The 13,702-nt window shown below is 37.8% G+C and carries 12 protein-coding genes; 6 read left to right on the forward strand and 6 right to left on the reverse strand.

Annotation, left to right across the window (positions count from 1 at the left end; genetic code table 11):
* The first annotated feature begins 22 nt into the window (after window positions 1-22).
* Together LGZ99_RS03645 and LGZ99_RS03650 are read left to right on the forward strand one after the other, a co-directional pair.
* On the forward strand, window positions 23-1,714 hold the full coding sequence (locus tag LGZ99_RS03645; RefSeq protein WP_036837424.1) for a hypothetical protein: 1,692 nt from the start codon (window positions 23-25) through the stop codon (window positions 1,712-1,714).
* Entirely contained in the window at window positions 1,690-2,607 is a 918-nt protein-coding gene (locus LGZ99_RS03650; protein ID WP_036837422.1) for a hypothetical protein, read from the forward strand. Before LGZ99_RS03645 ends, LGZ99_RS03650 begins: the two co-directional genes overlap by 25 nt.
* Window positions 2,608-3,080: 473 nt before the next feature.
* Here the strand turns inward: LGZ99_RS03650 and aac(6') are convergent, their stop codons facing one another.
* The 4 genes from aac(6') to LGZ99_RS03670 form a co-directional block, all read right to left on the reverse strand.
* Window positions 3,081-3,575 (reverse strand): aminoglycoside 6'-N-acetyltransferase, encoded by a 495-nt coding sequence (aac(6'), locus tag LGZ99_RS03655; protein WP_262978851.1) that lies wholly within the window; start codon window positions 3,573-3,575, stop codon window positions 3,081-3,083.
* Window positions 3,576-3,646: 71 nt separating this feature from the next.
* Window positions 3,647-4,804 (reverse strand): iron-containing alcohol dehydrogenase, encoded by a 1,158-nt coding sequence (locus LGZ99_RS03660; protein ID WP_262978852.1) that lies wholly within the window; start codon window positions 4,802-4,804, stop codon window positions 3,647-3,649.
* Window positions 4,805-4,856: 52 nt separating this feature from the next.
* Complete coding sequence (locus tag LGZ99_RS03665) at window positions 4,857-5,894, reverse strand: NADPH-dependent curcumin/dihydrocurcumin reductase (RefSeq protein WP_036837419.1); 1,038 nt, start codon at window positions 5,892-5,894, stop codon at window positions 4,857-4,859.
* Window positions 5,895-6,016: 122 nt separating this feature from the next.
* Complete coding sequence (locus LGZ99_RS03670; RefSeq protein ID WP_023045681.1) at window positions 6,017-6,616, reverse strand: TetR/AcrR family transcriptional regulator; 600 nt, start codon at window positions 6,614-6,616, stop codon at window positions 6,017-6,019.
* Window positions 6,617-7,703: 1,087 nt separating this feature from the next.
* Between LGZ99_RS03670 and LGZ99_RS03675 the strand changes: the two genes are divergently transcribed.
* Entirely contained in the window at window positions 7,704-8,114 is a 411-nt protein-coding gene (locus tag LGZ99_RS03675) for a hypothetical protein (RefSeq protein ID WP_021325758.1), read from the forward strand.
* 137 nt (window positions 8,115-8,251) lie between these two features.
* On the opposite strand, the gene LGZ99_RS03680 is transcribed toward LGZ99_RS03675, so the two are convergent.
* A complete protein-coding gene (locus LGZ99_RS03680; protein ID WP_036837418.1) occupies window positions 8,252-8,815 on the reverse strand; it encodes an LOG family protein in 564 nt (187 codons plus the stop codon).
* A 479-nt stretch (window positions 8,816-9,294) separates the two neighbouring features.
* On the opposite strand from LGZ99_RS03680, the gene rhtA reads away from it, so the two are divergent.
* From rhtA to LGZ99_RS03695, 3 genes are all read left to right on the forward strand, one after another.
* Window positions 9,295-10,185 (forward strand): threonine/homoserine exporter RhtA, encoded by an 891-nt coding sequence (gene rhtA / locus LGZ99_RS03685; protein WP_031281789.1) that lies wholly within the window; start codon window positions 9,295-9,297, stop codon window positions 10,183-10,185.
* 328 nt (window positions 10,186-10,513) lie between these two features.
* Complete coding sequence (gene dps, locus LGZ99_RS03690; protein WP_021325755.1) at window positions 10,514-11,020, forward strand: DNA starvation/stationary phase protection protein Dps; 507 nt, start codon at window positions 10,514-10,516, stop codon at window positions 11,018-11,020.
* A gap of 219 nt (window positions 11,021-11,239) precedes the next feature.
* Entirely contained in the window at window positions 11,240-11,461 is a 222-nt protein-coding gene (locus LGZ99_RS03695) for an alkylphosphonate utilization protein (RefSeq protein WP_021325754.1), read from the forward strand.
* Between the two features lie 61 nt (window positions 11,462-11,522).
* Here LGZ99_RS03695 and dinG read toward each other — a convergent pair whose 3' ends face one another.
* Window positions 11,523-13,658: an ATP-dependent DNA helicase DinG gene (gene dinG / locus LGZ99_RS03700; RefSeq protein WP_036837417.1), complete on the reverse strand. Its 2,136-nt coding sequence runs from the start codon at window positions 13,656-13,658 to the stop codon at window positions 11,523-11,525.
* Between the last annotated feature and the right edge of the window lie 44 nt (window positions 13,659-13,702).

A 13,702-nucleotide genomic window follows, 5' to 3' on the forward strand; every position in this document is an offset into this window, starting at 1 on the left:
CTATCAACGTAAAGGAGTTCAAATGAAAGAAGACTTAAATCTTAGCCTTTTTGATGAGGCTGAATTCGAAGAACGGGCTGATTATATTGATAAACAAAACCTACTAAAATGGACAGCAACAAGCAAGCATCATAATAATATACAGAAAAAACTCATACAAGTTGGTGCCAAACTTATTGTAGGGCCAAGAGGTACTGGTAAAACTCATCAGATGAGATTAGCTTACTTTGACTGCAAAAATGATATACAAAAACCATTACCTCTTTATGTCACATTCAACCATTATTTACGCTTAGAAACATATTTACACGAGAGCTCCAATGCCATAGATATATTTCACGCATGGGTTCTTGCAAAAATAGTCTTTGCTTGCGAAGAAGATTATGGTGTTTTTCTTGAGAACGTTGATTTCACTTCAAAAGATTTAAAGAATTTCATAATCAACATTGAGAAACAAAAATATAGCCAAGAACATACACGTATTATTTCTGGTCTCAGCCTCAATGATGTAAAAAATTTAATAGAGAAAGCTATACTCAAAAATGACAGAAAAAGAGCCATATTATTTTTAGACGACGCCGCTCTTACATTTACTAATGATTATATGATTGAATTTTTCGATATTTTTAGAAGTTTAAAAACAATAAAAATATCTCCAAAAGCATCTGTATACCCAGGAACAACTCAATACGGCCCAAGATTTCATGTAGGACAAGATGCTGAAAAAGTGCCAATTTGGATGAGTGTAGAAGACTCTGACTACTTACAATTTATGGATACCATCGTATCTACTAGATTTGGGAATAGTTTAGATATAGACCAAGATATGCGAGAGCTTCTTATGTATGCAGCTTTTGGAATACCACGGACATATATTATGTTCCTACGTTCTTATATAGATTCAGATCGCAACAAACCACAATCTAAATTCAACGCTATAATAACTGAAAAGTGTAGTAATATTATCAATGAATATCGTTCTATTGCTCAAAAAATGCCACAATACAATATTATTATTAATATTGGTGATGAGCTGATATCAATAATAGTAAATACTATAAAGGCTTTTAACCATAAAAAAATAGATGAATCAGGACATAATTATAAAAAAAATATTGTTATTGGGATCGAAAGCATTGATAACAAAGCCGAAAGAATGATTAAGTTCCTTATTGAAGCAGGAATATTATATGCAGAAGACGATATATCTCATGGATCTGACAGAAAAATAAGGAGATTTATTCCCCATCTTGCTTTATTGATAAAAGAAAGAGCACTAATTAAAAGTAGGGGATTTAATGTTTCAGATTTTTTAAGAATACTAAAAGGCTCCTCAGAAAAACATCCTGTTAGAAAGAAATTTGCACGTTTATTATCACAAGATAAAATCAACTCTATAGCATTAGATCTTCCACCTTGTAGCAATTGTCAAACTCCTCGTATTGTTGACGGTCAAAGATTTTGTCATATTTGTGGTACCATTTTACTAGATAGCTCAATATTCAAGAATTGTATGTCCACAAAGCTATTAGACCTTCCATTGACAGAGTTTCAGAAAAAAGTTATCTCAAAAACAAAATACCTAACCATTGAAGATGTCCTAACGTCAGACAATACAGCAGCTGAACTGAAAAAAGTAAAAGGAGTGGGAGTTAAATATTCGGAAAGAATTATCAAGAAAATAAATGAATGGACAAACGAGTTTTTGTACTAATGGCTAAAGATAGAAAAAAAATATTCTCTTATCAGGTATCGGGAGCTAGAACCACTTCTAGTATAAAATCATTGAATTTTTTCGATGGGTCATATATTGAACCTAAAAAACCACCAATAGATATTTTTCAAGAAAAGAAGATAAGTAACTTAAAATTATTAGGTGCATTCTTAATATCACCAGAAACAGAACAATATCATCAATTAGCCACTATCGGTGGCCATGAATGGCAACAATTAGCTAACTTAATTGTACTAGGGCTAGTATCTTCAGTTGAAAGCTACTTCAGAGCTATTGTAAGAAAACTATTAATCATTGATGATCATTCTAAAAGACATAGCTATACCTCAAATTTGACATATGGAGCAGCATTACACCATAAAAAAGAACTTCTCCCTGAGGCCTTACTAGAGAGTTCCTCATTTACTTCATCAAATAATATTGTAAGGACATTACAAACTTATCTAGATATAAATTTAGGAGGATTCTCAAAGATTCCATCTTTGCATTCAGCATTTACCGATTATGAAATCGTTTGCCATCTGAGGCATTGTATTATACATAGAGCTGGTCTACTTGGCTCTAATAATGCTCTTGCATTGGGTTTAGACGAATATTGTACTTATCTTGAAAAACCTATATCAATAAACCTGCCAACAGTTCAAGAAATTGCCTTAGTATGTGACATTTTGGTCAAAGAAATAAATGATAAAATTTTTCATGAAGTATTATCTAGAACAGTCAAAGAATTAAACTGGAGCGGTGATTTAAGACAAGATAAAAATATATTTAAGCCATATTTTGATCTATTTTCCCCTTCCATAGATAATTCACCGAAAAATTTAAATAAATGTTATAGTGAATTTATACAGGCTCATAATATAAAAGCATAACCCTATTAGAATAAAAAAAGCTCATTTTCCATATATAAAAATGAGCTTTTATAATATAACCCGCTTATATTAAACACTATAAAATAAAAATTTCACACACCTATATATTCACATATACTTAAAAAAATATTTTTATATTTCATGATTTCAGAATCACTAAAATTATAATTACATTGACAACATCCAACCTTATTATAGAAAATACATTAATAAGATCACCCACCCCGGAAATATAATTTCATAAATTTCAAAACAAATTATCTGAAATATTTATATCACATAGATTACCCTATAATGGCATATGCTCAGATATTTTAAAAATTCTTAAAATACAAACTAATTTTCTTTTTTAATTTCATGGCTATAATATCTAAGAAAGTTATAACTATTTCATACAAGACTAATAAAGAGCTTTAAAATCACTAACCAACTAATTTAATAATCTAATCTCTATTCACTCTCTTCATTCATCCCTATTTAATTAATTTCCTAAAAAAAACCATTCTTTCTGTCTCAACAAACCCAAGAGAAAAATGAAGAGCCTGAGATTCTTCATTATTTATAGCAGCATCTGACGCTATTTCAGTACATCCATGATCATTAGCCCAGCTTTTAATCTGATTGATAAGTCGAGTTGCTAAACCTTTTCTTCTTAATTCCGGGGAAATATAAATTCCTTCAAGATAAGCAACAGGTGAAGAACTGCACCCATTGACATATTCAAAGCGAAGTGAAGCCTCTGCAAAACCATAAAAATCATCTGTGTCAGATTGGATTAGAAAAGCAACTTTGCTATCAGAGTTTAAAATTGAATTCATTTCATCACTGTGCTTTTCTTCTGATGTCGCAGGCCATAATGCACTCCGTAAATACAACCAATCGTTAAAATTAGGGTTACTGCTTACTACAATCCGATAAAAATCATTTTCAGATTGAATATATGATGATTGCTGATATTTGTTATCCATTTTTCAGGTATTTCTTTCCTATAACGATGTTGCGGGGAGAAGCCCTGGGTTCCCAGGGCATTCTTCCAGCTCTAAAGGCTTGCTTGCAAGATCTGACGACTAATATCTAACGTAACATCTCTGTTTTCACCCAGTTGGGTCATTCCGTGAGCTTCCAATTGTGCTATCACACGCTCAATGTCATCAACACCGAGGTTGTAATCAGACAAACGGGTCTGAAACCCCAAATTCTCGAAGAAGCTGCGGGTATGTGCAATAGCTTGATCAATACGTTGTTCTTCATTTCCGCTAGTGATACCCCAAACACGTTCACCGTACTGCAACAATTTGCCACGTTTGCTTTCCCTGCGAATTTGCAGGTTCGCCGGCAAGGTAATCACAAGTGTGCGCGCATGATCAATACCGTAAAGCGCGGTTAATTCATGTCCGATCATATGTGTGGACCAATCCTGCGGCACGCCTGCGCCAACCAATCCGTTGAGAGCAGAGGTCGCAACCCACATCAAATTTGCACGAACATCGTAGTCGTCTGGAGAGTTTATCGCCTGAGCGCCAATTTCAATCAGTGTCTGCAATAATCCTTCAGCAAGCCGATCCTGCACCATACCACTGGCGGGGTAAGTCAGGTACTGCTCTATAATATGTATAAAAGCATCAACCACCCCGTTAGCCACCTGACGTAACGGCAAAGTATACGTTTTCGTTGGATCCAGAATGGAGAACCGAGGGAAAACAAATGAGCTTATAAGGTCCAGTTTAGCTTGTTTTGCCTTATTGGTGATAACAGCAACCTCATTCATCTCTGAACCCGTTGCCGGTAAAGTCAAAACTGTACCAAATGGAAGAGCACCCCGAATATTACGGCCATGTTCTTCCAAAATATGCCAGGGTTCCCCTTCAAAATTCACTGCGGCAACCACAAATTTAGTACCATCAATCACAGAACCACCACCAACAGCAAGCAGGAAATCCACCTCACTATTGCGTACCAATTCAACTGCTTTCATCATAGTTTCATAAGTCGGGTTAGCTTCAATACCCCCAAACTCCCGGATAGACCGATCAGCCAACGCACGCCTGACCTCATCCAATGTCCCGCTTTTTTCAGCGCTGCTACCACCGTAGAGAATCAATACCCGCGCGTCCCGTGGCACCAAGTCGTCAAGACGCCTAATCGTATCTTTACCGAAAATGATTTTAGTTGGATTGTAATACTCAAAATTTCGCATAATTACCTCGCTGGATCAGTTGGATATAATCCTTTAACGTTCTTCGCAGAATTTAATTATCGGGGCCGACACGAACAACTAACTTACCGAAATTACGGCCTTGCAATAGTCCAATGAATGCCTCTGGAGCATTTTCCAAACCTGACACCACCTCTTCGCGGTATTTGATCCTCCCTTCGGCAAACCAAGTGGATATATCACGCCAGAACTCACCGAAACGTGGAGCGTAGTCATCAAAAATAATGAATCCTTCCATCCGAATTCGTTTTCGCAGCAATTTATCCATCAACAAAAACAAGCGATCCTGCCCTTCCGGTAAGCTCGTAGAGTTGTAGTAAGACGCCATGCCGCAAACCGGAACGCGGGCAGAGGTATTCAGCAACGGCAAAACTGCGTCGAATACCTTGCCGCCGACATTCTCAAAATAAATATCAATTCCCTGCGGACAAGCCTTGGATAACTGGTCGGCAAAATCTGGATCATGATGGTCAAGACAGGCATCAAATCCCAACACATCGACAGCATGGCGACATTTTTCCGCACTACCCGCTACGCCAACGACATAACAGCCTTTGAGCTTACCGATTTGACCAACCGTTGCACCAACCGGACCCGTTGCCGCAGCGACAACCAAGGTTTCACCGGCTTTGGGCTGGCCGATATCCAGCAACCCCATATAAGCAGTAAAACCAGGCATACCCAGCACACCTAATCTATAGGATGGATAAACAGGAGATTGTCCCAAGTTGATAAGGCCGCTACCATCGGAAACGGCATAATCCTGCCAACCGCTATACGCCAGTACCCAATCACCAGCCTGATATCTCCGATGATTTGAAGACACCACGCGACTCACCGTTGAACCCACCATAACGTTATTCAGTTCCATCGGCGGAGCATAAGATGGCTCATCACTCATTCGCCCACGCATATAAGGATCCAACGAAAGAAAAACCGTGCGTAACAGCAGTTCTCTTTCCTTAATCTCAGGAATAGGTTGCTGTTCCAGACGAAAATCAGTAGATATCGGGAAACCATGCGGACGTGAGGCCAGTACGATACGGCGATTTATTTGTTGCGTTTGAAACATTTATATTCTCCTTCAACATTAAAGTCAGTATCATCGGGATACCCAAAGAGTAGACCAGTCGTCTACTCATTAAGTATAAAAAAACACTGGTGAATCGTGATTTCCAACAGTGTTTTTATTCGTTATGCATTCAACAATCGCTTCGTGGTAACCATAGCGCTCTGTAGCGGTGCACTACTTTGTGTAATCTTCGCCATCAGGCTGGCCCCTAACCAAGTCTGATACAACATTTCAGCCAGCGGAAAGGTTTCTTCAGCAGTACACTCCAACCCACCTTCACCGGCAACTCTTTCTACTACAGCAGCAAGGCGCATGATGATATTTCTTGTACCATTTTCCAGCACCAAACGCATCGCCACGGAAAGATCACTGACTTCAGCGCCAAGCTTGACTGCCAGACACCTTTGTCCACAGACAGTACCGTCTCCCAAAGGCTCCAACCAGCCCTGCCAGTATTGCACCAAGTTCTCTTTAGCACTCCATTCTTTACGCGCCATGATGTTATCCATTCTTTCGAGATAGTGCGTAAAGTAATCTTCAAGCATAGCCGCGCCAAACACCTCTTTCGACGCAAAATAATGATAAAACGAGCCTTTCGGCACTTCTGCCGCTTTGAGAATTTCATTGAGTCCGACAGCCGAAAAACCTTTACATCCAATAACTTGCTGGGCAACTTCCAGGATGTGCTGACGGATATCTTGGGGGGTTCTATTTGTTTGCATAGATATAACCTATACTTAATTAGACCAGTCGTCTACAATTTAAATGAAATTTTTCTGTCAGCAAAGAGATTAGAAAATTCTCCTATAATTACTACCATTTTCTTACTGATTTATTACTCGATTCTTAAGCACATGTTGCGACAAAATATCATCAATAGAATAATGTATTATTAAGAATGTGCTATTAATTGCTTTGATGACTCACGCTTAATAAGATAGAGAGAAGGTTCTTATTCTATTGACCACGTTGAATCATAAAACGATATCGTTATATGGTTTTATTTAATGTTGAATGCACTCTCAAATTAGACAAAATAAGGAAATAAGAGAAGCCAATAGTGGCATATTACACTGCAAATAAATATATTAAGTATTAATGACATTGAGTTTGCAATAATTTTTTCTTTATTATGATATTTCCATCAACAATGTGATAATACCTATAGTGAATATAATCTTGACTCATTATCAAAATATCTGTTAATCAATAGGTGAATAAACCAATAAACTTACCCATACAATATTACAATGCATTAACATTTCATCAATTCAGCGATGAATTAACACTCAATAAGTAATGAAATCATTATTAGTTAATAATAAACCTGACAATCTATTTTTGTTTGTCATTACAATTATTTTACATATTAACCATTAAAAACATAGATATATTTTATCATCTATATCTATGTTTTTAAGTATAAAGATATAATTAATCTCTTACTATTTTATAACAAAACTTAGAGGGTAAAAAAATTGACATTTATCCGAGAGAAAAGGTATCTTTGAAAAACACCGAAATTACAGAAAATTTATTTTAGCAAATGATTGGTTGTTAATTTTAACTTGTTAAAGAAATAAGAATCGACACTAACCATTTGTAATATTGGGTGAAAAACCAAAATATAAATAAATTAACTTTTAGGAAGCGTTATGAAATGGAATTTTAATGAAAGGTAAAAACTAATCATAAAATATGATTAAAAAGTTCGGTTCACGCCAAAGTGTTTTATATAACCATAATAGGTTAAATTAAGATCTTGGTACTTAATAAGTATTTTTTTAATTTTTTATAAGAGGTGATATTATGTCAGAGATTGAAGCGATTTCATTAAAAGCACCAATCAGTGTTACTGCAAAAGTAACTAACAAATCAGTATATAAACTTAAACTTATTCAGGATTCTATTCGTTTGGATCAGGGTGGGTGGACAACTCTTCCTCCGCAAGTAATTAATAAAAGCAGTGATAACACCGCAGGAAAAGGCATTTGGAGAAGTGATTCAAACAGCCTGCTAGGTGGTGTCGCAGGGCGCTGTACTTATGTATTTGTAGACAGTAAAGGTGAAATTTACAATATCTATATTACATGGAATAACCCGCTGATCGGAAGCAGCAGCTATTCAATATCAACAGACTATGAAGGTGATGATTTACATTTATCCTACTCAGCAGAGAACGGTAATAATCCAATCGTAGAATATACTATTGTAAGTTAATGCTTAATCATTAATATTAACAACCATTCCTGTAGGAAATATTTGAATTAATATCTTCCCAACAGGAATGGTTTATTTATTTTGAGAAATATTTTAAGTAAAGATTAATCCTCATCATTCTCTCATTTGTTTATAATTTAATACGTTTTTACAGATGGTGCTCGATAAGCGTTAAAACGATCAAGCAAGACAACAGGATCTTGTTCGACTATTGCCATATGGCGATATTTTTCATGCAAGAATTGTTCATCAGCCATTTTATTAATCATGGCAATCAGTGGATCATAAAAGTTATTGATATTCAGGATACCGCAAGGCTTAGTATGCAGCCCAATCTGACTCCAGGTAAATACTTCACTGAACTCTTCCAACGTGCCAAAGCCTCCAGGCAAAGCAACGAAACCATCAGCTAACTCAATCATCTTATTTTTACGCTGATGCATAGTTTCAACAACGTATAATTCGGTCAGATTTTTATGTGATATTTCGCGCTCTTCCAATAATGTGGGAATAACACCGACAACTTTACCACCGTTTTCCAGAACAGTATCAGCAACAGTTCCCATAATACCCACACTGGCCCCACCATAAATCAGCGTAATATCACGCTTAACTAACTCCTTTGCGAAGATAATGACATTTTCTTTATAGATTTCAGATATCCCCAGACTTGAACCACAATAAACGGCAATACTTTTCATTATCTAAGCTCCTGTTACTTCATCTTTACGGTGAAAGAGATTGATTATACGTTAGTATCACTATCATACAACTCACTTATGCACAAAGATAATTTAAATTAAAAAACCAAGAAAAACAAAATAACCTAATAAATGAAAAAGACAGATAGGAATTACTTTATAATAATATACGATATGAGTTTAGTAGTAATCGTAATTTATGCTTAACGATTAGAGCATAAAACAAAGCCTAATTCAGATTACCATGGAATTTTCATCACCTGCAATCCCTAAATTTTCAATATGTTAAAATGCAATATAAATTTTTTCAGGATTATACACCAATAATAAAAAATAATTTCACTGTCCCGATGCCGTATAATCTTAATAAATGAAAAATATTTCTCTAAAATTATATTCTCTAAACCTATTGAGTTATCTGCATTTCACTGCGAAGATTACCGGCCAGATCACTTGATTTTAATTGAGGTTTTGCCCGGATGTCTTCTTCCAAGCTCCAAAAGAGTGCCTTTCCGTTAATACCTGTAATATTGTTACTACTTGCCATGACATCAATTCAAGGTGGTGCTTCCCTTGCCAAAACGCTGTTTCCAGTTATCGGCGCACCTGGCGTTACCGCTTTGCGGCTAGGTCTTGGAACTATCATTCTGTTCATTATTTTTAAACCCTGGCGCCTGAGTTTTCGCCGAAATTCAATTATGCCACTGCTTACCTATGGTATTGCTCTTGGAGCAATGAACTATACATTCTATATGGCACTGACAACAATTCCTTTAGGTATCGCCGTCGCTCTTGAGTTTACCGGCCCATTAGCTGTAGCCATGTTTTCATCACGCAGGCCAATAGATTTTCTCTGGGTCGCGCTGGTTATCGCTGGTCTGGCTTTCCTGTTACCCATTGGCAATAATATTGATAGCTTGGATCCCATAGGTATTATTTATGCACTCAGTGCGGGTGTTTGTTGGGCACTGTATATTATTTTTGGCCAACGCGCTGGAGCGGGTTATGGCGCAGCAACGGTTTCTATCGGTTCATTTATCGCGGCCCTGATATTTTTCCCTGTAGGGCTGATACAAACAGGGCCAGAGCTGTTATTTGATATGTCAATTATCCCCCTGGCACTGGCAATAGCTATTCTGTCCACGGCATTCCCATATACACTGGAAATGATTGCCCTAACCCGTTTACCTGCACAAACATTTGGTACTCTGATGAGTCTTGAGCCAGCACTTGGCGCGCTATCTGGTATTGTGTTCCTCAATGAACACCTGACCATTATTCAATGGCTGGCACTGTTTTGTATTATTTTTGCCTCTATTGGTTCGACATCAACGATTAAAAGAAAACCTAAAATCACCAAGGTCGATTAATCGCTTTATCTAATCGGAATAGAACGAAAACCGGAGTAATTAATAAAATAATTCTCCGGTTATTAATCAATAAATAAGTCATACATACCTAAGAAGCCATTAGATATTAAGCATAATCCGTAAACCGCAAAAAATAATTATCGAAGAAAACCATATCCCTATTAATATATAACAAAATAAATATATTAAACATAATTATTTTATCCAAAACTTTATAATAATGAACTATTGATTTAATAGGAATAAGCTATATGATTTAAAACTAATATTGAGTTACATTCATCTCAATAAATGGGAAGCTCATTATTAATACTAGGGGAAAATTATTATGGGTACTGCTAAATTAGTCAAAACAGCACCATCCACACTGCTTTATACTCGTAATGATGTCGATGATAGCGTTAAGCAAGAAACAATTGAAATTTTAAACCATATGGTGATTCAATTTATTGATCTTTCCCTGCTGACCAAGCAGGCACATTGGAACATGCGCGGTAAAAATTTCATTTCCATCCATGAAATGCTGGATAACTTTCGCACCACTATTATTGAACATCTGGATATTTTTGCAGAAAGAGTTGTACAACTTGGTGGAATAGCTCTCGGAACGGTACAAGAAGTTAATAAAAGCACTTTACTGAGAAGCTACCCAACGAATATTCATGACGTGCAAGATCATCTAAAAGCACTGGCTGACCGTTATGCCATTGTCGCTAATGATATCCGCGAAGCAATTGGTGAAGTTGAAGATGAAAATACCGCGGACATGTTCACCGCGGCCTCCCGTGACCTCGACAAACTCTTATGGTTTATTGAAGCAAGCGTTGAGCAATAAAATATAAAGAGCCGTTACATTAAGAGCTCTGCATTACTCACAACCCCCGTTAACAACAGCGGGGGTTGTTTCTTTCTCCCCTTTATCATCCAACTCCGGCACAGAAAAATATCATAAAATACCCTCCACACAGACAAACATCACCATATCCTTTAAAAACCAGCATTAATTGTCTATAATCCGGATTTATTTTCATAAATAACTTGAGGAAATAATAAAATGGATGCCGAAGTAAAAGACAGCAATGGTACTGTGCTCAATGATGGCGATTCTGTACAGGTCATCAAGGATCTGAAAGTAAAAGGCACATCAGCGACGTTAAAACGCGGTACTATCATCAAAAATATTCGTCTGAACCATCGCGAAGATGAAATCGAATGTAACGCAGATAAACTCAAAGGCTTGGTATTGAAAACCTGTTTTCTAAAAAAAGTAGGATAAATAGCCTTTTATATCGATTTTATTTGTAAAGGATAAATAAATTACAGTTTTTAGTGGTAAGTTATTTATCCTTTTTCATTTGTCCGATCTCCGCTTCTGAAGGAATTTCCGGCTGTTCAATAGGGAAAACCGGCAATGCCTTCAACAACCTCGCGCCATATCTTTTGCTCAGTAAACGCCGGTCATAAATAACCACATCACCATAACACTCATGACTACGGATAAGCCTTCCTACTTGCTGAATAAGGCTGAAAGAAGCACTTGGCAAACTCTGTACTTCAAAAGGGTAGCGTTTGAGTGATTTCAACCACTCGCTTTCAGTGATAATCACCGGATTATTAACCGGAGGGAATGAGATTTTATGAATATGAACCTGGGACAGGTAATCCCCCTTTAAATCCAGCCCTTCAGCAAAAGATTGCAATCCAATCAATACACTACATTGCCCCTCATTGATACGCTGACAGTGTGTTTCAACTAACCGATAACGTGGCTGATCACCCTGTACAAGCAACATCAGGCGTAAATCCGTCACATAAGAGAGGAAGATATCCATTGCCCTTTGGCTACTGAACAAAATCAACATGCCTTTATGTTGCTGACTCAGCAATTGCGTCCTGAAATAACGCGCCATTTCCGCCAAATGAGCAGTTTCATTATCAAGTGTCGGCTCCAATGACATTTTGGGAATAACCAATCTCCCCTGACTTACATGATCAAAAGGTGATGACAGCGTCACAAAACGGTCAGCCATTGTTTCAGTTAACCCGGTTAATTCCTGGATACGGGAAAAACTATTCAAGGAACGAAGCGTTGCCGATGTCACAACCACATGAGGAACATTACGCCAAAGCAATTGATTGAGCTGTTCACTGACTCTGATACCTGCACAATGGAAGTAGAGGTGTGACTGATTTCTTTCATAACGGCGTCTCAGCCATTTTGACACCGGCGCATTGGATGACTCTTCCAGCACCGCCAGGCGCCACAGTTTAGTCATATTTTCGAAATATCCCAATGTGCGGCTGGTATGCAAAATAGACCGATGCAACCGGACAATATCCTGTTTAGCCGTTTGCTCAGTCAGAGCATTCAGTATCGCTTCTGCTAATCCCCGTAAACCATCGGTCAGTTTAAACAGTTGCTGGCAGCAAAGCCGCAAGTTATCCGGCAACTTACCCATCTCAAACAGATATTCATCTACTTCATTATTTTCAGGTAAAAGTGCCTGCGCGATAGTGGCAAGCTCTTTAAAGCATTCCCGTAGTTTTTCACTGTGTTCATTGAGACGACTGGCATTAGCCAGACGTGGTGGCTTTGCCGGACGAAATTGCACCAGATATTGTTCAACATGACGGATAAAAGTATCTAGCTGACCATTAAGCTGAAACAGGGTGATTTCCCCTTCAACTTCCAGAGAATCCCTGGCGACATCCGGTATATGATGCCCTTCATCAAGTACCAATAACAAATTTTTAGCATCAGGGAGTACCGATTCACTCTCTAATGCCGCTATCACTAACGCATGGTTAGCGACCACCACATCTGCATTTTCGATCTCACGGCGGGCAATAAAAAACGGACAACGATGATAATACTGACAGTTACGGCCCAGGCAATTCGCCTTATCCGTACTGACTTTCGCCCACAAAGTATCGGACAAAGCCAATTTATGGTGATCACGCAATCCATCCCAGGCAAACGTTGTGTAGTCACTGCGCAACCGGCGACAAAGTTCTCTCTCTTCGCTACTGGCAAGTTCTGTTTTGTCCTCAACCAAAAGCATTAAATCTATCTGTTCACCATCAGCTGCACAGATGGCTTCAAGATTACGCGGACAAACATAACGACCACGCCCAAAAGCACCGGTAAATTTCAGATCAGGAATAATTTTGCGCAACAGAGGGAGATCTTTACTGTAAATCTGATCCTGTAAAGCAACATTAGCGGTACTGACAACTAATGGCTTACTTTCCGCCCTGCTGATCGCAATGCCAGGGAGCAGATAAGAAAGGGTTTTACCGATTCCGGTCGGCGCTTCAATGACCAAATGGCGCCCTTCCTGATCAGCAAGCGTTTTTGCAACTTCAGCAATCATCTGCCTCTGTGGAGTGCGGGGAATAAAACCATTGATATGCTGAGGTAATGCCTTATACCACTGGCTTATCTGATTTTTTATTGAACTGGAAAGTGCCATTGAACTCTGCTGCCATAAAACCGGAACGCCATTGTCCCACAGAG

The organism is Photorhabdus temperata (genome assembly GCF_025384845.1).
Taxonomy (GTDB): Bacteria; Pseudomonadota; Gammaproteobacteria; order Enterobacterales; family Enterobacteriaceae; genus Photorhabdus; species Photorhabdus temperata.

What these genes read in the sequence shown, in the direction of transcription:
- LGZ99_RS03650 (WP_036837422.1), top strand. Translation starts at nt 1,690, where the DNA reads ATGGACAAACGAGTTTTTGTACTAATGGCTAAAGATAGAAAAAAAATA.
- LGZ99_RS03645 (WP_036837424.1), top strand. Translation starts at nt 23, where the DNA reads ATGAAAGAAGACTTAAATCTTAGCCTTTTTGATGAGGCTGAATTCGAA.
- dps (WP_021325755.1), top strand. Translation starts at nt 10,514, where the DNA reads ATGGGTACTGCTAAATTAGTCAAAACAGCACCATCCACACTGCTTTAT.
- LGZ99_RS03695 (WP_021325754.1), top strand. Translation starts at nt 11,240, where the DNA reads ATGGATGCCGAAGTAAAAGACAGCAATGGTACTGTGCTCAATGATGGC.
- dinG (WP_036837417.1), bottom strand. Translation starts at nt 13,658, where the DNA reads ATGGCACTTTCCAGTTCAATAAAAAATCAGATAAGCCAGTGGTATAAG.
- LGZ99_RS03680 (WP_036837418.1), bottom strand. Translation starts at nt 8,815, where the DNA reads ATGAAAAGTATTGCCGTTTATTGTGGTTCAAGTCTGGGGATATCTGAA.
- LGZ99_RS03660 (WP_262978852.1), bottom strand. Translation starts at nt 4,804, where the DNA reads ATGCGAAATTTTGAGTATTACAATCCAACTAAAATCATTTTCGGTAAA.
- LGZ99_RS03670 (WP_023045681.1), bottom strand. Translation starts at nt 6,616, where the DNA reads ATGCAAACAAATAGAACCCCCCAAGATATCCGTCAGCACATCCTGGAA.
- LGZ99_RS03675 (WP_021325758.1), top strand. Translation starts at nt 7,704, where the DNA reads ATGTCAGAGATTGAAGCGATTTCATTAAAAGCACCAATCAGTGTTACT.
- LGZ99_RS03665 (WP_036837419.1), bottom strand. Translation starts at nt 5,894, where the DNA reads ATGTTTCAAACGCAACAAATAAATCGCCGTATCGTACTGGCCTCACGT.
- rhtA (WP_031281789.1), top strand. Translation starts at nt 9,295, where the DNA reads ATGTCTTCTTCCAAGCTCCAAAAGAGTGCCTTTCCGTTAATACCTGTA.